At 65.4% G+C, this 24,882-nt stretch carries 16 protein-coding genes and 3 rRNA genes; 16 read left to right on the top strand and 3 right to left on the bottom strand.

Translation table 11 applies throughout. The features are described 5' to 3' along the window. Nucleotides 1–7 precede the first annotated feature (7 nt). The 5 genes from MUN76_RS06360 (at nt 8) to tyrS (ending at nt 6,427) form a co-directional block, all read left to right on the top strand. The gene (locus tag MUN76_RS06360; protein WP_244688152.1) at nt 8–1,324 is read left to right on the top strand and encodes a type I glutamate--ammonia ligase; all 1,317 of its coding nucleotides are present in this window, start codon (nt 8–10) and stop codon (nt 1,322–1,324) included. A gap of 37 nt (nt 1,325–1,361) precedes the next feature. After that, nucleotides 1,362–2,534 (top strand): M20 metallopeptidase family protein, encoded by a 1,173-nt coding sequence (locus MUN76_RS06355; RefSeq protein WP_244688150.1) that lies wholly within the window; start codon nt 1,362–1,364, stop codon nt 2,532–2,534. A 47-nt stretch (nt 2,535–2,581) separates the two neighbouring features. Then, nucleotides 2,582–3,517 carry an ornithine carbamoyltransferase gene (gene argF, locus MUN76_RS06350; protein WP_244688148.1) on the top strand — a complete coding sequence of 312 codons (936 nt, stop codon included), beginning with the start codon at nt 2,582–2,584 and terminating at the stop codon, nt 3,515–3,517. A 6-nt stretch (nt 3,518–3,523) separates the two neighbouring features. Further along, nucleotides 3,524–5,020 carry an argininosuccinate lyase gene (gene argH, locus MUN76_RS06345; RefSeq protein WP_244688146.1) on the top strand — a complete coding sequence of 499 codons (1,497 nt, stop codon included), beginning with the start codon at nt 3,524–3,526 and terminating at the stop codon, nt 5,018–5,020. A gap of 90 nt (nt 5,021–5,110) precedes the next feature. Next, entirely contained in the window at nt 5,111–6,427 is a 1,317-nt protein-coding gene (tyrS, locus tag MUN76_RS06340; RefSeq protein ID WP_429953259.1) for a tyrosine--tRNA ligase, read from the top strand. Nucleotides 6,428–6,477: 50 nt separating this feature from the next. On the opposite strand, the gene MUN76_RS06335 is transcribed toward tyrS, so the two are convergent. Further along, on the bottom strand, nt 6,478–7,407 hold the full coding sequence (locus MUN76_RS06335; RefSeq protein WP_244688142.1) for an Lrp/AsnC family transcriptional regulator: 930 nt from the start codon (nt 7,405–7,407) through the stop codon (nt 6,478–6,480). Between the two features lie 218 nt (nt 7,408–7,625). Between MUN76_RS06335 and MUN76_RS06330 the strand changes: the two genes are divergently transcribed. Further along, entirely contained in the window at nt 7,626–9,203 is a 1,578-nt protein-coding gene (locus MUN76_RS06330; RefSeq protein ID WP_244688140.1) for a purine-cytosine permease family protein, read from the top strand. Between the two features lie 47 nt (nt 9,204–9,250). After that, nucleotides 9,251–10,300 (top strand): zinc-binding dehydrogenase, encoded by a 1,050-nt coding sequence (locus MUN76_RS06325; RefSeq protein WP_244688138.1) that lies wholly within the window; start codon nt 9,251–9,253, stop codon nt 10,298–10,300. A 128-nt stretch (nt 10,301–10,428) separates the two neighbouring features. On the opposite strand, the gene MUN76_RS06320 is transcribed toward MUN76_RS06325, so the two are convergent. Continuing rightward, on the bottom strand, nt 10,429–11,010 hold the full coding sequence (locus MUN76_RS06320) for a helix-turn-helix domain-containing protein (RefSeq protein WP_244688137.1): 582 nt from the start codon (nt 11,008–11,010) through the stop codon (nt 10,429–10,431). A gap of 200 nt (nt 11,011–11,210) precedes the next feature. Between MUN76_RS06320 and speB the strand changes: the two genes are divergently transcribed. The 7 genes from speB (at nt 11,211) to rrf (ending at nt 21,576) form a co-directional block, all read left to right on the top strand. Beyond that, entirely contained in the window at nt 11,211–12,158 is a 948-nt protein-coding gene (gene speB, locus MUN76_RS06315) for an agmatinase (protein ID WP_244688135.1), read from the top strand. 99 nt (nt 12,159–12,257) lie between these two features. Further along, complete coding sequence (locus MUN76_RS06310) at nt 12,258–12,671, top strand: YybH family protein (RefSeq protein ID WP_244688133.1); 414 nt, start codon at nt 12,258–12,260, stop codon at nt 12,669–12,671. After that, on the top strand, nt 12,668–14,092 hold the full coding sequence (locus tag MUN76_RS06305; protein WP_244688132.1) for a purine-cytosine permease family protein: 1,425 nt from the start codon (nt 12,668–12,670) through the stop codon (nt 14,090–14,092). The genes MUN76_RS06310 and MUN76_RS06305 overlap by 4 nt, the downstream gene beginning before the upstream one ends. 118 nt (nt 14,093–14,210) lie before the next feature. Further along, complete coding sequence (locus tag MUN76_RS06300) at nt 14,211–15,605, top strand: pyridoxal phosphate-dependent decarboxylase family protein (protein ID WP_244688130.1); 1,395 nt, start codon at nt 14,211–14,213, stop codon at nt 15,603–15,605. Between the two features lie 606 nt (nt 15,606–16,211). Next, nucleotides 16,212–17,734: ribosomal RNA gene (locus MUN76_RS06295) — 16S ribosomal RNA — on the top strand. A 476-nt stretch (nt 17,735–18,210) separates the two neighbouring features. Next, nucleotides 18,211–21,313 (top strand): 23S ribosomal RNA (locus MUN76_RS06290). A 146-nt stretch (nt 21,314–21,459) separates the two neighbouring features. After that, nucleotides 21,460–21,576, top strand: a 5S ribosomal RNA gene (rrf, locus tag MUN76_RS06285). Together the 16S, 23S and 5S rRNA genes form the textbook arrangement of a ribosomal RNA operon. A gap of 140 nt (nt 21,577–21,716) precedes the next feature. Here rrf and MUN76_RS06280 read toward each other — a convergent pair. Then, entirely contained in the window at nt 21,717–22,904 is a 1,188-nt protein-coding gene (locus tag MUN76_RS06280) for a hypothetical protein (RefSeq protein WP_244688128.1), read from the bottom strand. Here MUN76_RS06280 and MUN76_RS06275 point away from each other — a divergent pair. Continuing rightward, on the top strand, nt 22,893–23,804 hold the full coding sequence (locus MUN76_RS06275) for a hypothetical protein (protein ID WP_244688126.1): 912 nt from the start codon (nt 22,893–22,895) through the stop codon (nt 23,802–23,804). The genes MUN76_RS06280 and MUN76_RS06275 overlap by 12 nt on opposite strands. Continuing rightward, nucleotides 23,804–24,835: an HAD-IIA family hydrolase gene (locus tag MUN76_RS06270; protein ID WP_244688124.1), complete on the top strand. Its 1,032-nt coding sequence runs from the start codon at nt 23,804–23,806 to the stop codon at nt 24,833–24,835. Before MUN76_RS06275 ends, MUN76_RS06270 begins: the two co-directional genes overlap by 1 nt. Nucleotides 24,836–24,882 lie beyond the last annotated feature (47 nt).

Here is a 24,882-nt window from a genome sequence, read left to right as displayed (position 1 = left end):
GAACCCCATGACCTTGCCGATTGCCGCCATTCTCACCGCCGACCTCGTCGGGCACGTTCGCGGCCGGGCCTTCCCGGCGGACGAGATCGCATCGTACGAGCGCTCCGGTTCGGGGTGGGTGCCCGCGAACCTGGCGCTCGACGCCTTCGGCCGGATCATCACCCCCAACCCGTTCGGGGCGGTCGGCGACACTCGGCTCATGCCCGATCCCGCGACGACGACTGCGATCGTGCACGCGGAGAGCGAGCACCCGGTCACCGTGATGCTGGGCGACCTCGTGAATCCCGACGGCACCCCCTGGGACTGCTGCCCGCGCACGTTCCTGCGCGACGCGATCCGGGATCTCGAGGCGGAGACCGGGCTCCGGGTGATCTCGGCGTTCGAGCACGAGTTCATGCTCCGCGACGAGGATCGGGTGCCCGGGCGGAAGCCGTTCTCGCTGGAGTCGCTGCTCACGTACGAGCCGCTCGGCTCACGGGTGCTCGACGCGCTGCGAACGGCCGGGCTCGAACCCGAGATGTGGCTGCCGGAGTTCGGGGATCGCCAGTGGGAGGTCACGATCGCCCCGGCCGAGGCGCTGATCGCGGCCGACCGGGCGATCCTGCTGAAGGAGATCGTCCGAAACGTCGTCCGGGAGGCCGGCCTCGACGCGACGTTCAGTCCGATCGTCGCCGAGAACGGCGGCGGCAACGGGGTGCACATCCACCTGAGCCTCATCGACGCCGACGGCACGCCCGTGACCCATGACCCCGCGCGTCCCGGCGGACTCTCGGAGATCGCGGGCTCGTTCGCGGCGGGGATCCTGACGCACGCCGCGGCCATCCAGGCGCTCACCGCTGGTACCGACGTCTCCTACGAGCGTCTGGCCCCGGGGCGCTGGAGCGTCGGCGGTCTCTACCTCGGTGAGAACAATCGCGAAGCGCTCCTGCGCATCTGCCCGCTCTTCAACACCCCGGGGGCCAATCACGCGCGCCAGTTCAACCTCGAGTACCGCGGTGCCGACGCGACGTCGAACCCGTGGATCGCGCTCGGGGTGCTGATCCGCGCCGGTCTCGAGGGGATCCGCCGCGGGCTGCCGGCGCCGACCGTGATCTCGGGTGATCCCGGGCTCCTGCCCGAGGCTGAGGTGGAGGCCGCCTCGTTCGGGGCGATGCCGAGCACCCTTGAACAAGCCCTCGCCAACCTGGAGCGGGACACCGCGGTGACGGGGTGGCTCTCGCCGCGATTGCTCGAGACCTTCCTGCTCGTGAAACGGGCGGAGAGCGCGGAGTGGTCCGCCTTGAGCACCGACGATCGCTACCGCGTGTACGCCGAGGCGTACTAGACCGCGAACGCTCCAGATCAGAGTGGGAAACACAGACATGGGTGACGGAACGTGGTCGCGATTCTTCGCGGCGGTCGATGAAGAACTGGCCGGCGCGGTCGATCTCCGGCGTCGGTTGCACCGCGCGCCGGCGGTGTCCGGCGCCGAGGGCCCGACGCTCGACGCGGTGATCGAGGCGCTCGGCGTGGCAGATTGGCAGCCGATCGCCGAGACCGGTGCGCTCGTGCGTATCGGCCCGGCCACGGGCCCCGCGATCGGGATCCGCGCCGAGCTCGACGCCCTGCCGATCGTCGAGCGGACCGGCTCGCCGTACGCCTCCGAGAACGGGGCGATGCACGCGTGCGGGCACGACATCCACATCTCCGCTGCGGTGGCGATCGGCCGCGCGGCGTTGCGGGTGCCGCTGCCGGTGGCGCTGCTGCTGATCCTGCAGCCGCGCGAGGAGGCGTATCCGTCGGGGGCGCGCGACATCTGCGAGAGCGAGCTCTTCCACACGCACGAACTCGGGCAGGTATTCGGCGCGCACGTCCATCCGAGGATCCCCGCGGGCGGCATCGCGATCGGTGCGGGCGCCGTCAACGCGGCGGCGGACGAATTCAACATCGAGATCGACGGCCACGGTGGCCACGCGGCGTACCCGCACCACGCTCGCGATCCGATCGTGGCGCTGGGCGCGGTGATCGGCGCACTGCAGACACTGGTCAGCCGGCGGTTGGATCCGATGCATCCGGCGGTGCTGACCTTCGGCACGGTGACCGCCGGATCCGCGGCGAACGTGATCCCGGATCGCGCGTACGCCTCGGGGTCGCTCCGCACGATGGACACGGACGACCGCGTCCGGCTGCACGATGAGGTGGGGGCGATGGTCTCGGCGATCGCGCACGCGCACGGGTGCACCGGCACCGTGCGGATCACGAAGGGTGAGCCGATCCTCTTCAACGATCCGGACCTCTCGCACGCGGTGCAGACGGCGTTCGACCGCGCCGGCGTGGTGACCGTCGACCCCATGCGCTCCTGCGGTGCCGACGACTTCTCCTTTTACAGCGAGCAGTTCCCGGGCGTCATGATGTTCGTGGGGGTCGGTGACGGGCCGGATACTCCGGCGCTGCACAGCGCGACCTTCATGCCACCCGACTCGGCGATCGCCGACATCGCTCGGGCGTACGCGCTCGCCATCCAGGCGGTCGTGCAGCTCGAGTCCGAGGGGTAGGGTCGGCCGCTGCGGAGCGGCGGGGCACGGGAAGCTAGACTGGCCCGGTGACTAGGCACTTTCTACGCGACGACGACCTGAGCCCCGCCGAGCAACTGGAGATCCTCGATCTGGCGATCGACCTCAAGCGCGACCGCTTCGCCCGACGTCCGCTCGAGGGCCAGCAGACCGTTGCCGTCATCTTCGACAAGACCTCCACTCGGACCCAGGTCAGCTTCTCCGTGGGCGTCGCCGATCTGGGCGGCAACCCCCTCATCATGGATTCGAAGGCCTCGCAGCTGGGTGCGAAGGAGTCGATCGCCGACACGGCGAAGGTGCTCTCCCGCATGGTGGAGCTCATCGTGTGGCGCACGTACGCCCACTCCGGGCTCGAGGAGATGGCCGCGCACTCCAGCGTGCCCGTGATCAACTCGCTCTCCGACGACTTCCACCCCTGCCAGATCCTCGCCGATCTGCAGACGATCCGCGAGCGCAAGGGCAACCTGCGCGGGCTGACGGCGACCTACGTCGGGGATGCGGCGAACAACATGGGCCACTCCTACCTGCTCGGCTTCGCGACCGCCGGCATGCACATCCGCGTCGCGGGCCCCGAGGGCTTCCACCCGCGGGCCGACATCATCGCCGACGCCGAGCGCATCGCCGCCCAGACCGGAGGCAGCGTCTCCGTGATGACGGATCCCGTCGCCGCGGTCACGGGCGCCGACGCCGTGATCACCGACACCTGGGTGTCGATGGGGCAGGAGGCCGAGAAAGCCGAGCGGATTGCCACGTTCGGCGCCTACCGCGTGACGCCGGAGCTGATGGCGCACGCGAAGCCCGAGGCCATCTTCCTGCACTGCCTCCCCGCCTACCGCGAGTACGAGGTGGCCGCATCAGTCATCGACGGCCCGCAGAGTGTGGTGTGGGACGAGGCCGAGAACCGCGTGCACGCCCAGAAAGCCCTCATGACCTGGCTGCTCGCGCGGTCCGAAGACGGAGAATAGACACCGATGAGCAACGACCTCCCGAACACTGCGCCCTCGGCATCCGACGCCTCGCACGACGGCAACCGGGCCGCCGAAGCCGGCGCCCTGTGGGGCGGCCGCTTCGCGAGCGGTCCCTCGGCCGCGCTCGCCGCGCTCAGCAAGTCCACTCAGTTCGACTGGGTGCTCGCCGAGTACGACATCCGCGGCTCGAAGGCGCACGCCTCGGCGCTCGCCGCGGCCGGTTATCTGAGCGACACCGAACTGGCCGACATGCGCGCGGCACTCGATGAGCTCGCGGCGCGCGTGGCTGACGGGCGCTTCGTCGCGGCCGAGGCCGATGAAGACGTGCACTCCGCACTGGAGCGCGGCCTCATCGAGATCACCGGGGTGCAGCTCGGCGGCAAGCTCCGCGCGGGCCGCAGCCGCAACGATCAGATCGCCACACTCGTGCGGCTGTACCTGCTCGATCACGCCGACACGATTCGGGGCCTGCTTCTCGACCTCGTCGAGGCGATCCTGAACCAGTCGCTCGCGCACCCCACCGCGATCCTGCCCGGCCGCACGCACCTGCAGCACGCGCAGCCGGTGCTGCTCGCGCACCAGCTCGCCGCGCACGCCTGGCCCGTGATCCGGGATCTCGAGCGGCTCCGCGACTGGGCTCAGCGCGCGAGCCACTCGCCGTACGGCGGGGGAGCGCTCGCGGGCAGTTCGCTCGGGCTCGACCCGCGCCTCGTGGCCTCCGAGCTCGGTCTCGGCGATCCGCTCGAGAACTCCATCGACGGCACGGCCGCCCGCGACGTGGTCGCCGAGTTCGCGTTCATCTGCGCGCAGATCGGGATCGACCTGTCTCGGCTCAGCGAGGAGATCATCCTCTGGAACACGAAGGAGTTCGGCTTCGTGCGCCTGCACGACGCGTTCTCGACCGGCTCGTCGATCATGCCGCAGAAGAAGAATCCCGACATCGCGGAGCTGGCACGCGGCAAGTCCGGACGCCTGATCGGCAACCTGACCGGCCTGCTCGCCACGCTCAAGGGCCTGCCGCTCGCCTACAACCGCGACCTGCAGGAGGACAAGGAGCCCGTCTTCGACTCCGTGGCTCAGCTCGAGGTGCTGCTGCCCGCCTTCACCGGCATGGTCGCGACCATGACCTTCGACACCGACCGCATGGCCGAGCTCGCACCTCAGGGCTTCTCGCTCGCGACCGACGTCGCCGAGTGGCTCGTGAAGCAGGGCGTGATCTTCCGCGACGCTCACGAGATCTCGGGTGAGCTCGTGCGCGTGTGCGAGGAGCGCGGGATCGAGCTGCACGAGCCGAGCGACGAGGAACTCGCCTCGGTGTCGCCGCACCTCACGCCGGAGGTGCGCGAGGTGCTCACCATTACGGGCTCCGTGAACTCGCGTGTGGGCGTGGGCGGCACGGCACGAGTACGGGTCGACGAGCAGCTCGCGCGGCTGGCCGAGCGGATCGCCGAGTTCCAGACCACGGGCCTCAGCTCTGCCGCAGGGTCCAGCGCGCTCTAGAAGGGAGACGGCGGGTTCTGGTCGGCGCCGCCGGGCTCTGCGCCCGGATCGCGGCGCCGACCGCGCGGCGATCGCGGTACGATGGCAGGCGTGTCAACAGTGAACGATCGCACCGAGATCCTGTCAGCCCAGCAGAACGACGACAGCTTCCCCACCCTGTGGGACGAGCTGCAGTGGCGCGGGCTGATCCATGTGTCGACCGACGCCGAAGCGCTGTCGGAGCTGCTCGAGGGCGATCCGTTCACCTATTACTGCGGCTTCGATCCGACCGCACCGAGCCTGCACCTCGGCAACCTCGTGCAGCTCCTGCTCCTGCGTCGGCTGCAGCTCAAGGGGCACAAGCCGCTCGGGCTCGTCGGTGGATCCACCGGCCTCATCGGCGACCCGCGCCCGACGGCCGAGCGCACGCTCAACAGCGCGGACACGGTCGCGGAGTGGGTGTCGCGGCTGCAGGCGCAGGTCTCCCGGTTCCTGTCGCGCGACGGCGACAATGCCATGCGTCTCGTGAACAACCTTGACTGGACCGCGCCGCTCTCGGCGATCGATTTCCTGCGCGAGATCGGCAAGCACTTCCGGGTGGGCACGATGCTGAAGAAGGACGCGGTCGCGGCGCGACTCAACTCCGACGAGGGCATCAGCTACACCGAGTTCAGCTACCAGATCCTGCAGGGCTTCGACTTCCTGGAGCTGCACCGCCAGTACGACTGCGTGCTGCAGTCGGGCGGCAGCGACCAGTGGGGCAACCTCACGAGTGGCACCGACCTGATCCGCAAGGTCGAGGGCACCTCCGCCCACGCGATCGGCACTCCGCTGATCACCAACGCGGACGGCACGAAGTTCGGCAAGAGCGAGGGGAACGCCATCTGGCTCGACCCCGAGATGTGCTCGCCGTACGCGTTCTACCAATTCTGGTTGAACCAGGCCGACGCCGACGTGATCGCGCGCCTGAAGGTGTTCACGTTCCTGTCCCGCGAGGAGATCGAGGAATACGAGCGCCAGGTGGCGGAGGAGCCGTTCCGGCGGGCCGCCCAGAAGAAGCTCGCGCTCGAGGTGACGACGCTCGTGCACGGCCCGGCCGCCGCGCAGGGGGCGATCGACGCCTCCGAGGCGCTGTTCGGGCGCGGGGATCTCGGTGCGCTTGACGCCGCATCGCTCGGTGCCGCGGTGCGCGAGCTGGCAACGGCCACGGGAGGCGCGGGGTCGCTCATCGCGCAGCTCATGGTCGACGCGTCGCTCGTGAAGAGCCTCGGCGAGGCGCGGCGTGCGATCGCTCAGGGCGGGGTCTACGTGAACAACGTCGCGGTTGAGGCCGAGGATCAGGAGCTCGCGGTCGACGACCTGCTGCACGGGGCATTCGCCGTGCTGCGCCGCGGCAAGAAGACCCTCGCCGGGGTCGTCGCGGCGTAGCCGGCGCGGGCGCCTCTGGGTGCGGCACCGGCGCCGCGCTCACTCGCCGATCAGCTCAGTCGAGCGGGCGGCTGCGCCTGAGCGCCGTAATACTCCCGAACGATCCGGAGGTGGGACCAGCTCTCCACGTCGGCGACCTCGGGACACGCTCTGATGGCCTCGAGGATGTCGAGCAGCGCGTCATTGGACGTGCCCGAGAACGTGCCGATGATCTCGAAGTTCCCACGGGTCGCGGCGAGAAACTCGGGCCCCAGCGCGCTGAGGGCCTCCAACGCGCTCGACACCGATCCCGTGACCCGGATCCCGACCCCGACCGGTGCCGCTCCGGCGTGGTGATCGCGCACCGGCAGCCCCACGACTTTGATGGCGCCCAGGGAGATCAAACGCCTGAGTCGATTGCGAGCGCTGGCCGCCGACACCCCCGCGTGGGACCCGAGCGTGCGGAAGGAGGCCCTGCCGTCGAACTCGAGGTACTGCGCAATCGCGAGGTCGGCTTCGTCGACTGCGTACAGTCCGTCTGCGGTCGCGATCGGGGAGTCGATGTTGACCGCGATCCGCTCGTACACATTCACGAGGAGGCGGCGGACGCCGGGGATCTGACGGATGCGGTCGAGTCGCTCCTCCAGTTCCTGATTGTCGCCGACCCGGATCTCGGCGTCGACGCCGAACGGCCCCGTGATCGCCGAGATGAAGCAGAGCTCCTGGATGCGCTCGAGCTCCGCGATCACCGAGGTCGCCTGATCCACTGCGAGCAAGAGGTACGCGAACTGTCGTTTGCCGAGCAGATCGGGGCTGATCGTGGCGGTCACGCGCACGAGATTGTGCGCGAGCGCGTGCTCGACGATCTCGGTGACCTGTCGCCGGGTCGTGCCGACGGTGTCGGCGATGCGCGAGTAGCTCGCACGCCCGTCGTCGCGGAGCTCGCGCAGCACCTGCGCGGTCAGCGTGTGTCGTTCCGCCATGATGGTTGCGGTCTCCATGTCTGAAATGAACCGGGAACTCGAGGTGTCGGGTTGTGCAGAAGTGATCTGAAGGGTTCGATTATTCCATGATTTGGGATCCATATTTGCGGAAATACGTACGGAAATGATGCCGAGTATGAATTCGCTGTAATTATTGCTTTTCAGCTCGACGGGTCGGCACTAACGTCGGTGTGCAGGCCGAGATCCCGACGCCGTGCACTCGACGAGGAGCCATCGTGAACATCGCACTCACCGACCCAGCCACGCCGGTTCCACCGGTCGGAGCGCCCGCCGCACTCGCGGTCGAGACGCACGGCATCAACCCGATTCCGCTGAGCGAACGATGGGCGCGTCCGCGAGACGTCTTCGGGCTGGTCTTCGGCGGAGCGAACAGCATCTCGACCGCGGTGCTGGGCACCTTTCCGGTGGTCTTCGGGCTGACCTTCTGGGACGGCGTGATCGCCATTCTCGTCGGAGTCGTCGTGGGTTCGCTGATCCTCGCCCCGATGGTGCTCTTCGGGCCGCGGAACGGCACGAACAATGCCGTCTCTTCCTCCGCGCACTTCGGGGTGCACGGCCGGCTCGTCGGCTCGATGCTGGCGCTGCTCGGCGCCTTCACCTTCCTCGCGCTCGCCGTCTGGGCCTCGGGTGACGCGCTCCTCGCGTCCTTCGCGCGACTCTTCGGGTTCGTCCCGACCGACGCGATGTCTGCGGGGGTCTACACGATCCTGGTGATCCTGCTCATCGTCATCTGCGTCTACGGCTATAGGCTCCTGGTCGTGCTGAACCGCTACGTCCCGCCGCTCGTGGGAATCCTCTTCGTCGTCGGGATCGTCGCCTACGCCTCGAGCAGCGAGTTCACGACGGCGCTGGCCTACGCCCCCGAGGGCCGCTGGTCCGATCCCGTGTACGTCGGAGGGTTCTTCGGCTGCGTGCTCATCGCGATGTCCTGCCCGATCTCCTACGGTACGTTCCTCGGCGACTACTCCCGATACGTCTCGGACCAGACGAGCAAGGTTCGACTCATGGCCTCGGTCGTGTGGGCGCAGCTTGCCTGCCTGGTGGCGTTCTACTTCGGCCACGTCACTGCGAGCGTCGTGTCGGTCGCGAGCCCGGAGCGGATGGCGAGCGGGGACTACGTCGGGGGTCTGCTCGAATCGGCCGCATCCTGGTTCTTCATCCCCCTCGCACTCATCAGCGTCGCGGGCGGGCTGTCGACCGGCACCAGTTTGCTGTACGGCACCGGCCTCGACTTCTCGAGTATCGTCGCGCGCCTCAGTCGAGTGGCCTCCACGCTGCTCATCGGGGTGTTCACGCTCGTGTTCGTGATGGTCGGGAAGTTCGTCTTCGATGTCGTGCAGGCCGTGACAGCGCTCTCGACGATCCTTGTGAACTGCACCGTGCCCTGGATCGTCATCATGCTCATCGGCTACTTCATCCGACGCGGGTGGTACGACGTCGATGCGCTGCAGGTGTTCAACCGTCGCCAGACCGGCGGTCGCTACTGGTACACCCACGGCTGGAGCATTGCCGCCGTGCTCGCGTGGGCCGTGGGCGTCGTCGCCGCGCTGCTGTTCGTGAATCTCCCCGGACAATTCGTGGGGCCGCTCGGGAACAGCGTCGGCGGCGTCGACATCAGTCTCCTCGTCGGGTTGTTCCTGACTGCCGCGCTCTACTGGGTGCTGCTCCGGATCATTCCCGAGCCCGACTACCTCTTCGGCCCCCGGGGTGCGCGGGGGATCCCGACCCGATCGGGGGCGGCTATTCCGCCCATTGTGCCGCTCTCGAACACCGCGGAGGTGAGTGCGCGATGACGCTCCGCAGCAGTCGTGCCGCTGTCCACACCGGGTCCGGATCAGACGTGGAGATCACCGACATCACGGTGGCGCCCCCGAAGCGGGGAGAGGTGCTCGTGCGCATGCGGGCCTCGGGAGTGTGCGGATCGGATCGGCACGTGCTCGATGGTGAGTGGAGCGTGCCTCACCCCACGGTGATGGGCCACGAGGGTGCCGGCGTGATCGAGCAGGTCGGCGACGGCGTCGAGGGTGTGCAGGTGGGAGACCACGTCGTGCTCGTCTGGAACCAGGAGTGCCGTCGCTGCGTCAACTGCCTGTCGGGTAAGCCGTGGGCGTGCACGGAGCTGCGATCGAACGAGTGCGTGATGCCCGACGGCACCACGCGGCTCGCGATCGACGGCGACGCCGCCTACCCGTACATCGCCGTCGGATCGATGAGCGAGGTTGCGGTCGTGCCCGCCAGCGCCGCGATCGTCGTGCCGCCGGAACTGCCGTTCGACGTCGCCGCGCTGCTCGGGTGCTCCGTGCACACCGGCTTGGGTGCCGTGGTCAACAGCGCGCGTGTGACCGCCGGTGAGTCCGCGGTCGTCGTGGGCTGCGGTGGGGTCGGCCTCTCGATCGTGATGGGACTCAGGCTTGCCGGAGCCAGTCCGATCATCGCGATCGACCGCAATCCGGAGAAGCTCGAGCTGGCGCTCGCTGCCGGCGCGACGCACGCCGTGCTGGCCGACGACTCGACGCCGCAGCGAGTGGAGGACCTGACCGGCGGAGGCGCCGACGTCGCCTTCGAAGCGATCGGCAACCCGCACACGATTGCGGCACTGCCGTCGCAGGTGCGCCCGGGGGGTCGCATCGTGTTCGTGGGAATGCCCCCGGAGGACACCCCGATTCCCTTCGACGTGCTCGACCTGTGCTACCGCGGCATCACGGCGATCGCGTGCAACTACGGGAACGGTGTCCCCGCGCGCGACTTCCCGCGGTACGCGCAGCTCTACCTCGCCGGGCGGCTCCCCGTGGACACGCTCATCTCCCGCCACATCACCCTCGACCAGGTGAACGAGGCCTTCGCCGCGATGCGCGCCGGGAGTGATGCGCGAAACGTCATCCTGTTCTGACGCTCGGTGTGCAGTTGTGCACCTGTTTCTCGGCACACGCGTGCGCAACTGCACACTGAAGCGCGATCTTGGGGCGCGGGATCCCGATCCCGCGGGATCGAGATGCGACGGGCCCCGGACTCCGAAACCTACGCCGACCCGCTCCATGCCGCGGGCACCAGGGTCCACAGCACCTCGGCACCCTCATCGCCCGTCCGCCAGGTGTGGGGTGTGTGCCCGGGGAACGTGAGGGTGTCGCCGCCCTGCAGCTCCTCCACCTGCCCGACGAGCACGAGGGTGAGGCGCCCCGAGATGACGTGCAGCACTTCGAGGGCGCAGTTGATCGTGTAGAGCGCCTCGCCGCCGCTGGCGTGCGGCTCCACGGATGACCGGATCACCTGCACCTCATCGACCGAGCGAGGGGTGACCAGGCGCTCGTCGACCCGCTCGCCTCCCATGTTGATGCGAGGTGCGTCGCCGAGCGCGATGCGCTGGATCTGGGGTTCCTCGAAGAGGCTGCCGATCGGGAGCGACAGCGCCTGGCACAGCTGCACGAGGGTCGGCACGCTCGGCGTGGTGTCGTCGCGCTCGACGCGGCTGATGAATCCCTTGGTGAGCCCGGTGGCCACGGCGAGCTGCTCGAGGGTGAGGCGCTGCGACAGCCGGGAGGCGCGGAGTTTCGCTCCGATCTGCACGGACCCTTCGCCCGCGGTGGGATGCACCGGTCGCACGAACACTCTCCTTCGTCGTGATTCCCGCGCGTGTCAGAAGCCCCGCCTCGCACGCTCGCGCGGTCTGCGCCTCCACGTGCGCCGCTACGCGCTCGCGCGGTGCGGCATTGACCGTGCCGCGCGTCCAGCCTATAGTGTGAAGAAGTTCACTAGGAGACTTCACAAGTTTACCTACAGGCAACTCGAAAGGAAAGTGAATCTTGACCGAGCACACCCCACAGGGACCCGTGGACGCCAGCGCGACGCCGCGCTACGCCGGGATCGCGACGTTCGCCAAGCTGCCGCGCATCGAGGATGTTCCCGCTGCGGACATCGCCGTCGTCGGCGTGCCCTTCGACAGCGGGGTGAGCTTCCGCCCGGGCGCGCGCTTCGGTCCGACGCACGTGCGCGAGGCCTCGCGCCTCCTGCGCCCCTACAACCCGGCCCAGGACGTGTCGCCGTTCGCGGCGAAGCAGGTCGTCGACGCGGGCGACATCGTCGCGAATCCGTTCAGCCTCGATGAGGCCGTGCGACAGGTCGAGGAGGCGGCGACCGAGCTCGGTGAGCGCGTCGACAAGATCGTCACGATCGGCGGCGACCACACCATCGCGCTGCCGCTGCTGCGCGCGATCAACAAGAAGCACGGCCCGGTCGCGGTGCTGCACTTCGATGCGCACCTCGACACCTGGGATACGTACTTCGGCGCACCCACGACGCACGGCACCCCGTTCCGCCGCGCCTCGGAGGAGGGGCTGATCGACCTCACCGCCAGCATGCACGGCGGGATCCGCGGGCCGCTCTACGGCAAGGGTGATCTCGAGGACGATGCCGCGCTGGGCTTCCAGATCGTTACGACCGAGTTCGTCGAAGAGCACGGCGTGCCCGCGACGCTCGAGCGCATCCGCGAGCGCGTCGGAGACAAGCCGCTCTACATCTCGATCGACATCGACGTGCTGGATCCCGCGCACGCGCCCGGCACGGGAACGCCCGAGGCCGGTGGACTCACCAGCCGCGAGATGCTCCGCATCCTTCGCGGGCTCGCCGATCTCCACATCGTGGGGGCCGACGTCGTCGAGGTCGCACCCGCCTACGACCACGCGCAGATCACGGCTGTGGCCGCGAGCCACGTCGTCTACGAGCTGGTGAGCGCCATGGCGGCGCGCGACTAGTCCGTCCCGGGTGAGCGGCGGCGCGAGCCGGCACGGCCGCACCGCCGCCCACCCCGCAGGATCCCGGAACCCACGCACCACGAATCGCAGGTAGCCCTCATGCACACCCCCACCGAAGCGCAAGTCCTCACCGCCGCGGACGCCATCGTCGCGGCCTTCTCCGCCACCGACACCGACGCCTACTTCGCCGGGTTCTCGCCTGACGCGAGCTTCATCTTCCACCCCGAGCCCGCCCGTCTGAACTCCCGCGCGGAGTACGAGGAGCTCTGGGCATCCTGGCTCGCGTCCGGATGGCGCGTCGTGTCGTGCGCCTCCAGCGACCGCCTGGTGCAGCCATTCCCGGGCGGCGCGGTGTTCAGCCACACCGTCGCCACAAGCATCGACTCCGCTGACGGCCCCGACTCCTATGTGGAGCGGGAGAGCATCATCTTCCGGCTCGAGGGTGACGACCGGCTGATCGCGGTGCACGAGCACCTCTCGACGATCCCCGACACCGACGGAGGCGCATCATGACCAGCCCCGAAACCATGGCCGTCAGCCTCGACGGGCAAGACGACTCCGCAGGCCCCGTCCGCGGCACCCAGTCGCTGCTCCGCATCGGCATGATCTGGTTGGCGGCGAACCTCGTCGTCACGACGCTTCTCACCGGCACCCTCTTCACCCCTGCAGTCTCGTTCGGCACCGCGACCGCGATGATCGTGGTCGGCACCCTGCTCGGGGTGCTCGTGCTGGTGCTCGTCGGCAACATGGGCACCCGCACGGGGCTCCCGACCATGGCGCTCACGCGCGGCTCGTTCGGGATCCGGGGGAGCATCCTCCCTGCAGCCGCGAACCTCATCGTGCTGATGGGCTGGAGCTGGGTGCAGGCGATGCTCGCCGGCGTCACGGTCAACTATCTGATCTTCCAGGCGACCGGTTTCTCGAACCCGATGCTCTTCTCGGCACTGTGCCAGGCGATCGTCGTGGTGCTCGCGATCTTCGGGCACACCGGCATCTCGCGGGTCGAGCCGTGGCTCGCACTCGCGATCCTCATCGTGATGGGTTTCGTGTTCGCGGCAGCCTTCGGCGCCTTCAGTCCGGCGGAGTTCGCGGCGATCCCGGTCGACGAGACGCTCGGCGGTACCCCGTTCATCACGCTCGACATGGTGATCGCGACCGCGATCTCCTGGACCGTGCTCGCAGCGGACATGAACCGTCACGCGAAGAGCAGCACCGCGGGCATCGTCGGATCCGGCATCGGCTACACCCTCTCCACCTCGATCGCGATGTTCCTCGGGCTTGTCGCCTTCTCGGCGGTCCTGCTGAGCGGGAACGAGGCGGTCGCCTTCGACCCGACCACCATCGTCGCGCAGTTCGGTTGGCCGCTCGGCATCGCGATCTTCCTCTCGGTGATGGCGACGAACACCATGGTGGTGTTCGGCATGGTGACCTCGGTCGTGCACGCCCAGGCCAAGTGGCACCTGAAGTTCCTGCCGACCGCACTCGTGCTCGGTGCGATCTCGGTCATCGGGTCCACCTTCCTCGGGCTGCTCAACCAGTTCACCGACTTCCTGTTCATCATCAGCGCGTTCTTCGTGCCGGTGTTCGCGATCATGATCGCGGACTACTACCTGTTGAAGCGCCGCGGCTACTCGCGCCAGATCCTGCACGAACGGCCGGAGAGCCGGTACTGGTACCGGGGCGGGGTGAACTGGATCGCCGTCATCGTCTGGGTGGTGGGTGCCGTGCTCTCGTACGTGCTCGCCTACGTGGCGCCGAGCCCGATCGGCGCCAACATCCCTGCGTTCGCGGTGAGCTTCCTGCTCTACCTCGGATTGATGGTGGTCATCGGCCGCAACGGTGCGCTCGGGCTGCGGGATCCCCGCGATGCGGAGCCGACCGGTCACCTGCTCGACGGCGCGGAGGAGACCTCCGCGCTCCGCGTCGGCGGCTGATTCGCGGCTGGGGCGCTGCGGCACGGCGCAGGGGCAGCTTGGCCCCGCGCCGCGCCGATCCGGGTTGCCAGCCGCAGCCCGGGTCCGCGAAGATCGGAGGAACAGGTGAGGAGTTCCAATGACACTCGACGACGCGCAGAACGCACCCCACACCCGCATGCACTCGGTCTCGGAGGAGACCCGGCGGATCGTGGACCAGGTCCTCGACTACTCCCGCCGCAGGATGCTGGCGGATGACACCCCGCTCGATCACGCGGCGACCGCGGCGGATCTGAAGCGGATCGCCGGCACGACCATCAACGAGGATGGCATCGGCGCCTCCCGCACGCTCGCCGTGTTCGAGCACGTCCTGGCGCCGGCCTGCATCACCACCGATCACCCTCAGTTCCTCTCGTTCATCCCGAGCGCACCCTCGAAGGCCGCGGTCGCATTCGACCTCGTCGTCTCCGCGAGCGCCCTCTACGGCGGATCCTGGCTCGAGGGCGCCGGCGTCGTGCACGCCGAGAACGAGGTGCTCGCCTGGCTCGCCGCCGAGTTCGGGCTCCCGCTCGGCGCGGGCGGCGTGTTCGTGCAGGGCGGCACGATCGGCAACCTGTCCGCGCTTGTGGCAGCTCGAGAGCACGCGCGGGTCCGACTCGCGGAGCGCGACGCCCCGGACGGGCGCTGGATCGTCGTCTGCAGTGCGGAGGCGCACTCGTCGATCGCGTCGGCAGCGCGGGTCATGGACATCGATCTCGCGCTCGTTCCCGTCGGCGACGACGGGGTGCTGCGAGCCCCGGGGGTGCGCACCGCCCTGGAGGAGCACGGCGATCGGGTGATCGCGGTCGTGGCGACGACCGGATCGACGAACTTCGGCGTGGTCGACGACGTCGCCGGGATCGCCGAGCTCAAGGACGAGCACGACTTCTGGCTCCACATCGACGGCGCCTACGGGCTCACGGCGATGCTGTCGCCGCTCACGCGCGGGCTCTACGCCGGCGTCGAGCGGGCGGACTCGCTGATCGTGGACCCGCACAAGTGGATGTTCGCGCCCTACGACGCGTGCGCGCTCATCTACCGGGATCCCGAGACCGGTCGTCGTGCGCACACGCAGCACGCGGAATACCTCGACACCCTCACCGAGGCGGACGATTGGTCGCCCTCCGACTACGCGGTCCAGCTGACCCGCCGGCCACGAGGTCTGCCGCTGTGGTTCTCACTCGCGACGTACGGTGCGGGTGTCTATCGGGAGGCCATCGGTCACTCGATCACACTGGCCCGGGAGATCGCGGACGAGATCGATCGTCGCCCCGGGCTCACCCTGGTGCGGGATCCGCAGCTCTCGGTGGTGGTGTTCGAGCGCGACGGCTGGGAGCGGGCGGACTACAACCGGTGGTCGGATCGCCTTCTGGCGGATCAGCAGGCGTTCGTCGTGCCGAGCTCCCACCGGGGGAGGCCCAATGCGCGCTTCGCCATCATCAGTCCCCTCACCACGTTCGAGCAGCTGACCGCGATTCTCGACACCATGGCGTGACTCCGTGTGCAGCGCCACGGCCGCGACACGCACGGGATTCACGTGCTTCGCGGCAATCCGGCGGATTCGGGGCCCCGGAAAGCGGGATCGCGGCAGGGGGCGCGACAGCGGCGATTTCCGCTGATCCGCGGAATCATGCGGAGACACGCCCGGGATCCTGCTGCAGCTTGCGGGGGTTCCGGGATCCGCGTAATGTAATCCCTTGTCAGCGCGACGGAGCGGGAAGCGAAAGCGGCCCGCTGATACGAATGCGCGAAAGACTTACCGCCACAGCTCGTGGAACTCGGTCTTCGGAACGAGGTGCTTTGCAGTGTGACCGAATCCGATTCGGATCGCGAGTTGCAGAGAGAACATGAGTGTGGTAAGTTAGACAGGTTGTCTCTCGGAAGCCCGGTTGGGTGTGTACGGGGGGTGTCTGGTCCTTGAGAACTCAATAGTGTGCACTTGATTGTCAAATGCCAATTTTATAATCCCGTCCATCCACGTTTGTGGGTGAATGGCGATTCCTTTTGGACAAATTATATGAACGTCAGGTTTGATGTTTGTTTTTGTCAGGTTGAACTCGTTCGGGGGTGGCTTATTCCGCTGCTTTTGGACATGTAATTTTTTACGGAGAGTTTGATCCTGGCTCAGGACGAACGCTGGCGGCGTGCTTAACACATGCAAGTCGAACGATGAAGCCCAGCTTGCTGGGTGGAAGAGTGGCGAACGGGTGAGTAACACGTGAGTAACCTGCCTATCACTCTGGGATAAGCGCTGGAAACGGCGTCTAATACTGGATATGTCCCATCACCGCATGGTGTGTGGGTGGAAAGATTTATCGGTGGTAGATGGACTCGCGGCCTATCAGCTTGTTGGTGAGGTAATGGCTCACCAAGGCGACGACGGGTAGCCGGCCTGAGAGGGTGACCGGCCACACTGGGACTGAGACACGGCCCAGACTCCTACGGGAGGCAGCAGTGGGGAATATTGCACAATGGGCGCAAGCCTGATGCAGCAACGCCGCGTGAGGGATGACGGCCTTCGGGTTGTAAACCTCTTTTAGTAGGGAAGAAGCGAAAGTGACGGTACCTGCAGAAAAAGCACCGGCTAACTACGTGCCAGCAGCCGCGGTAATACGTAGGGTGCAAGCGTTGTCCGGAATTATTGGGCGTAAAGAGCTCGTAGGCGGCTTGTCGCGTCTGCTGTGAAAACTGGAGGCTCAACCTCCAGCCTGCAGTGGGTACGGGCAAGCTAGAGTGCGGTAGGGGAGATTGGAATTCCTGGTGTAGCGGTGGAATGCGCAGATATCAGGAGGAACACCGATGGCGAAGGCAGATCTCTGGGCCGTTACTGACGCTGAGGAGCGAAAGCATGGGGAGCGAACAGGATTAGATACCCTGGTAGTCCATGCCGTAAACGTTGGGAACTAGATGTAGGGCCTGTTCCACGGGTTCTGTGTCGTAGCTAACGCATTAAGTTCCCCGCCTGGGGAGTACGGCCGCAAGGCTAAAACTCAAAGGAATTGACGGGGGCCCGCACAAGCGGCGGAGCATGCGGATTAATTCGATGCAACGCGAAGAACCTTACCAAGGCTTGACATATAGAAGAACGGGCGAGAGATCGTCAACTCTTTGGACACTTCTATACAGGTGGTGCATGGTTGTCGTCAGCTCGTGTCGTGAGATGTTCGGTTAAGTCCGGCAACGAGCGCAACCCTCGTCCTATGTTGCCAGCACGTTATGGTGGGAACTCATGGGATACTGCCGTGGTCAACACGGAGGAAGGTGGGGATGACGTCAAATCATCATGCCCCTTATGTCTTGGGCTTCACGCATGCTACAATGGCCGATACAAAGGGCTGCGATACCGCGAGGTGGAGCGAATCCCAAAAAGTCGGTCTCAGTTCGGATTGGGGTCTGCAACTCGACCCCATGAAGTCGGAGTCGCTAGTAATCGCAGATCAGCAACGCTGCGGTGAATACGTTCCCGGGCCTTGTACACACCGCCCGTCAAGTCATGAAAGTCGGTAACACCCGAAGCCGGTGGCCTAACCCTTGTGGAGGGAGCCGTCGAAGGTGGGACTGGTAATTAGGACTAAGTCGTAACAAGGTAGCCGTACCGGAAGGTGCGGCTGGATCACCTCCTTTCTAAGGAGCACTCGCCCCCTTGTGGGGTGCAGATTGTTCAGATCATCACCGAATGTGTGGTGCTGGACGCTCATGGGTGGAACATTTGGCAAGCAAACTACAGTTTGATCGTGTGGGTTTCAGTACGCTGCTTCTTTCGGGGAGTGGTTGGAACGAGCCGGCGTGATTGGGGTGTGGTGAACCTAGTGCATACTATTGGGTCCTGAAGGCCCAGCCACCATGGTGGTGACGGTGTCCCGGTTTTCTGGGGTGTTGTTGCTGTTGTGGGGACTGTTTCTTCTGACCCTCGGCCAGGAAACGTGTTGTTTCTGGTGGGGGGATCGACCGTACGTTGAGAACTACACAGTGGACGCGAGCATCTTTCAAGACAAGATGATCTGCTTTCTTTCGGGAGGGCAGTGTTTGTCTTGTCTTGAGATACTTAATAATTTCATTGGTCACACACTTTCGGGTGTGTGTTTCTGATACTTATGTGATTTCAAGTTTATAAGAGCAAACGGTGGATGCCTTGGCATCTGGAGCCGAAGAAGGACGTAGTAATCTGCGATAAGCCTCGGGGAGCCGATAAACGGGCTGTGATTCGAGGATTTCCGAATGGGGAAACCCCGCCAGGGCGCGTGCGTACCTGGTGACTCCCGCCTGAATATATAGGGCGGGTAGAGGGAACGGGGGGAAGTGAAACATCTCAGTACCCCCAGGAAGAGAAAACAACATGTGATTCCGGTAGTAGTGGCGAGCGAACCCGGATGAGGCTAAACCAGTCATGTGTGATACCCGGCAGGGGTTGCATGGTTGGGGTTGTGGGACATGCCTGGAAGATCTGCCGGTCTTTCGACGTGAATGTGTAGCTATAGGAGAACCGCTTGGAACGGCGGACCGGAGTGGGTGAGAGTCCCGTATCCGAAATGGTGGCACTGCGTGGTGTGGATCCCAAGTAGCACGGGGCCCGAGAAATCCCGTGTGAATCTGTCAGGACCACCTGATAAGCCTAAATACTCCCAGATGACCGATAGCGGACTAGTACCGTGAGGGAAAGGTGAAAAGTACCCCGGGAGGGGAGTGAAATAGTACCTGAAACCGTTTGCTTACAATCCGTCGGAGCCAGCTTGTACTGGTGACGGCGTGCCTTTTGAAGAATGAGCCTGCGAGTTAGCGATATGTGGCGAGGTTAACCCGTGTGGGGTAGCCGTAGCGAAAGCGAGTCTGAATAGGGCGATTCAGTCGCATGTCCTAGACCCGAAGCGAAGTGATCTATCCATGGCCAGGTTGAAGCGCGTGTAAGAGCGCGTGGAGGACCGAACCCACTTAGGTTGAAAACTGAGGGGATGAGCTGTGGATAGGGGTGAAAGGCCAATCAAACTTCGTGATAGCTGGTTCTCTCCGAAATGCATTTAGGTGCAGCGTTGCGTGTTTCTTGCCGGAGGTAGAGCTACTGGATGGCCGATGGGCCCTACAAGGTTACTGACGTCAGCTAAACTCCGAATGCCGGTAAGTGAGAGCGCAGCAGTGAGACAGTGGGGGATAAGCTTCATTGTCGAGAGGGAAACAACCCAGATCACCAACTAAGGTCCCAAAGCGCGTGCTAAGTGGAAAAGGATGTGGAGTTGCTGTGACAACCAGGAGGTTGGCTTAGAAGCAGCCACCCTTGAAAGAGTGCGTAATAGCTCACTGGTCAAGTGATTCCGCGCCGACAATGTAACGGGGCTCAAGCACGCCACCGAAGTTGTGGCATTCATATAACAGGTAGGCCTTCGTGGTCCAGCCGTATGGATGGGTAGGAGAGCGTCGTGTGGCGAGTGAAGCGGCGGTGTGAACCAGTCGTGGATGCCACACGAGTGAGAATGCAGGCATGAGTAGCGAAAGACGGGTGAGAAACCCGTCCTCCGGAAGACCAAGGGTTCCAGGGTCAAGCTAATCTTCCCTGGGTAAGTCGGGACCTAAGGCGAGGCCGACAGGCGTAGTCGATGGACAACGGGTTGATATTCCCGTACCGGCGGTAAACCGTCAAAGACCTAACCAGTAGTGCTAAGCAATCCAATACTCCGCGGATCCTTCGGGTGATGTGGGGTGGCGGCTGCGAACCCGAACTGGGGTGGTGAGCGTGAGGTGTGACGCAGGAAGGTAGCCTGTGCCGGGCGATGGTTGTCCCGGTGTAAGTGCGTAGCCCGTCTCTTAATAATAGTTTGAGGCTTTGGGTGAGACACGATGCGGACCCGTATGGGGAAGCAGGTGATCCTATGCTGCCAAGAAAAGCATCGACGTGAGGTTTGCTGTTGCCCGTACCCCAAACCGACTCAGGTGGTCAGGTAGAGAATACTCAGGAGATCGAGATAATCATGGTGAAGGAACTCGGCAAAATGCCCCGTAACTTCGGGAGAAGGGGGGCCATCCACTTATACGGATTTACTCCGGAAAGGGTGTGGTGGCCGCAGAGACCAGTGGGAAGCGACTGTTTACTAAAAACACAGGTCCGTGCTAACACGCAAGTGGACGTATACGGACTGACGCCTGCCCGGTGCTGGAAGGTTAAGAGGAGAGGTTAGACCTTTGGGTCGAAGCTTTGAATTTAAGCCCCAGTAAACGGCGGTGGTAACTATAACCATCCTAAGGTAGCGAAATTCCTTGTCGGGTAAGTTCCGACCTGCACGAATGGCGTAACGACTTCCCAGCTGTCTCCACCGTGAACTCGGCGAAATTGCAGTACGAGTAAAGATGCTCGTTACGCGCAGAAGGACGGAAAGACCCCGTGACCTTTACTACAGCTTGGTATTGGTGTTCGGTGTGGCTTGTGTAGGATAGGTGGGAGACTGTGAAGCTTGGACGCTAGTTCAGGTGGAGTCATTGTTGAAATACCACTCTGGTCATATTGGATATCTAACTACGGACCCTGATCGGGTTCTGGGACAGTGCCTGGTGGGTAGTTTAACTGGGGCGGTTGCCTCCCAAAAAGTAACGGAGGCGCCCAAAGGTTCCCTCAACCTGGTTGGCAATCAGGTGGCGAGTGTAAGTGCACAAGGGAGCTTGACTGTGAGACTGACAGGTCGAGCAGGGACGAAAGTCGGGACTAGTGATCCGGCAGTGGCTTGTGGAAGCGCTGTCGCTCAACGGATAAAAGGTACCTCGGGGATAACAGGCTGATCTTGCCCAAGAGTCCATATCGACGGCATGGTTTGGCACCTCGATGTCGGCTCGTCGCATCCTGGGGCTGGAGTTGGTCCCAAGGGTTGGGCTGTTCGCCCATTAAAGCGGTACGCGAGCTGGGTTTAGAACGTCGTGAGACAGTTCGGTCCCTATCCTCTGCGCGCGTTGGAAATTTGAGAGGATCTGACCCTAGTACGAGAGGACCGGGTTGGACGAACCTCTGGTGTGCCAGTTGTTCTGCCAAGGGCATGGCTGGTTGGCTACGTTCGGGATGGATAACCGCTGAAAGCATCTAAGCGGGAAGCCGGCCTCGAGATGAGATTTCCTTACGACTTGATCGTGTGAGGCTCCCAGTAGATTACTGGGTTGATAGGCCAGATGTGGAAGCACAGCAATGTGTGGAGCTGACTGGTACTAATAAGCCAAAGACTTGACTTCACCACACCCCCCTCGGGTGGTGTGGAACATAAGACAAATTGTTGTGTAACGATGAAACGCGTCCACTTTGTGGTTCTTGACGTACGGCTGACCGCCGCACGGACGGAACATTCGGTTCCCCGTGTGCGGGCACATGTCAATAGAGTTACGGTGGTTATAGCGTCAGGGAAACGCCCGGTCACATTCCGAACCCGGAAGCTAAGACTGACAGCGCCGATGGTACTGCAAGGGGGACCTTGTGGGAGAGTAGGACACCGCCGGACAACTTTTCAGAGAGGGGTTGTGTAGTGAATGCCAAAGCTGGCGCTCACTGCACGGCCCCTTTCGCATTTGTAGGACCTTTTTTGCAGAACGAAGCCCCGGGAGGGACCCCATGAACGACCGTCCACAGCGGAACGACCGATCAGACCGGGACCCCCGAGATCGTAACCAGCGCGGCGATCGCACGCCCTCCTCGGGGAATCGCGCAGACAATCGGGATGGTCGGCCGCAGCGGTCGAACGACGGTGCTCAGCGCCGTGACGGTGGTCGCGCAGGTCGCGATGAGCGCGGCGGGTACAGCCGCAGCGATCGCAATGGGCGTGGTGATCGCAACGACCGGGGTGACCGTTCGCAGCGTTCCGACGACCGGAACGAGTGGACGAGCCGCCCGCAGCGGGATGACCGTGGCGGTGCCCAGCGCGGTGGGTACGATCGGAATGATCGCCCGCAGCGTTCCTACGATCGCAATGACCGGAACGATCGTCCGCAGCGGTCGTTCGACCGCGGTGACCGGAATGACCGCCCGCAGCGTTCTTTCGATCGGAATGATCGGAGTGGCCGCTCGCAGCGCTCGTTCGACCGGAATGATCGCAATGATCGACCGCAGCGGTCCTTCGACCGCAATGATCGGAACGACCGCAACGATCGTTCCCAGCGTCCCAACGATCGAAACGATCGGAGTGGCCGCCCGCAGCGCTCGTTCGACCGGAATGATCGCAATGAACGTCCACAGCGGTCCTTCGACCGGAATGATCGCAATGAACGTCCACAGCGGTCCTTCGACCGGAATGATCGCAATGATCGTCCCCAGCGCTCCTTCGACCGCAATGATCGGAATGACCGCCCGCAGCGGTCGTTCGACCGCGGTGACAGGAATGACCGCCCGCAGCGTTCCAACGATCGAAACGATCGGAATGACCGACCGCAGCGGTCGTTCGACCGCGGCGACAGGAATGACCGCCCGCAGCGCTCGTTCGATCGGAATGATCGGAATGATCGTCCGCAGCGCTCGTTCGATCGCAACGATCGTTACGACCGCAACGACCGCAACGACCGCAGCGATCGTCCCCGGCGCGACTCCGATCGCGGAGGCCGTGGCGACTCCAACTACGGGCGCGGCGGCACGCGTGGGGGTGGACGGAGCGACCGCGGTGGCAGCGGTCGCGAGTACACCGAGGCCGAGCGCCTGCAGCACCAGCTCCGTCCGGTCCGCGCCGAGCACGACGATCCCGTGCTGCCCGAGGAGATCCAGCCGAGGGACCTGCACCCCTCCGCTCGCAATGAGCTGAAGACCCTGCAGGCCGACGTGCAGGAGCGAGTGGCCCGCCATCTCGCGATGGTCGCCTTCTTGATCGAGGACGATCCCGAGCTGGCGCACCAGCACGCGCTCTCCGCGAGCCGCCGAGCCGGTCGCATCCCGGTGACCCGTGAGACACTCGCGGTCACCGCGTATCGCACCGGAGACTTCGCGCTGGCACTGCGCGAGCTGCGCACCTACCGTCGTTTGAGCGGGCTCGACAATCACGTCGCGCTCATGGTCGATTGCGAGCGCGGTCTCGGCCGGCCGGAGAAGGCGATCGAGACCGGCCTCGAGGCCGACACCTCTGCGCTCGACACCGAGCAGCGCGTGCACCTCGCGATCGCGATGTCGGGCGCCCGTCTCGATCTCGGCCAGACGCAGCAGGCGCTGTTCGAGCTCGAGATCCCCGAGCTCAACCCCACCAAGGCGTTCTCGTGGAGCCCGCACCTGTTCGGGGCCTACGCGGCCGTGCTCGAGGATCTCGGTCGCACCAGCGAGGCGGCCGAGTGGCAGGCACGTTCGGAGCAGGCTGCCCGTGCGCTGCAGGATCACCTCGGCGCTCAGGATGAGCTTGAGGTCTTCGAGATCATTGAGACGGCCATCATCGAAGAGCCAGAGCTGGGCGAAAAGCCTGAGATGGGTGAAGAGCCAGTGTCGGGTACAGCGTCAGCGCCGGGAGAAGAAACGGAGACGGCCGCAGCATCCGACACCGATGCCGTCGACACCGACACCGACACCGACACCGACACCGACGCCGCCGACACCGAGCCGGCACCGGAGCTCGGCTTCCAGGCGTCCATCGAGGCGGAGGTCGACGAACTGCTCGCCGACGCGGGCGTCGTGACCGCTGACGCCGACACAACCGACGCAGACGCAGACGCCGACGCCGCGCCCGATGAACAGGGCGGGTCGCAGCAGGAGGGCCGCTAGTGGCGTTCTGGAAGAAGGACGCGCCGCTCGATCCCGCACCGATCGCCGGCCGTGATCTGCTGCTGACCGACCTCGACGGGGTCGTGTATCGGGGCCCGGGGGCGATCCCGGGCGCCGTGGAGCAGCTGAACCGCGCTGAGGCCCGGATCGGGTACGTCACCAACAACGCCTCCCGCACGGATCGGGTCGTCGCCGAGCACCTACGCGGCCTCGGGCTCCGGGCCGAGGCGTCCGACGTCGTGACCTCCCCGCAGGCGGCCGTCGCGCTGCTGGCGCAGACCGTTCCGGCGGGATCCCGCGTGCTCGTCATCGGCGGCGAAGGTCTCACCGATGAGCTCGGCAAGGCCGGCTTCGAGATCACGCGCAGCGCCGACGACCAGCCGGACGCCGTAGTGCAGGGCTTCGACCCCTCCGTGGGCTGGGAGCAGCTCGCCGAGGCCTCCTTCGCCCTGGCCGAGGTGCCGGGCCGCCCGCAGCTGCCGTGGATCGCGACGAACACCGACTGGACGATCCCGGTCGCCCGAGGACTCGCACCCGGCAACGGCACCCTCGTCTCGGCGGTGCACACGGCGGTGCAGCGGCTTCCGGTTTTCGCCGGCAAACCCGAGACCGCGATCTTCGAGGCGGCGTTCGACCGCTTCGGGTCGCGCAACGCGCTGATGATCGGCGACAGGCTCGACACCGACATCAAGGGCGCTCGCGCCGCCGGGATCCCGTCGCTGCACGTGCTCACGGGGGTGGATCGGCCCAAGCAGCTCGTCGCGGCCTCGCGCGACATGCAGCCCGACTTCGTCGTCGCCTCGCTCGCCGAGCTGCACGAGCCCTACCCCTCAACTGAACACCTGAAGGACGGTTCCATGCGCGTCGGGAGCGCCCGCGTGCGGATGGACGGGCACGTCGCGTCGGTCGTGGCCGAGGGGGATACCCCGCTGAACCTGCTCCGCGCGGGCTGCGCGGCCATCTGGGCCTCGGGGCTCGCGATCTACGGGCTGCAGGTGCCCGAGATCATCTTCGAGGATCACTGGAGCTGACCCGCGCCGACATGTGCAGAATCCGCGGCGGTGTCGGCCCGGGTGAG

The organism is Leucobacter rhizosphaerae (genome assembly GCF_022919175.1).
GTDB classification, from domain to species: Bacteria; Actinomycetota; Actinomycetes; order Actinomycetales; family Microbacteriaceae; genus Leucobacter; species Leucobacter rhizosphaerae.
Note: the sequence above shows the minus strand (reverse complement) of the source record. Positions and strands in the feature narration are given on the sequence as shown.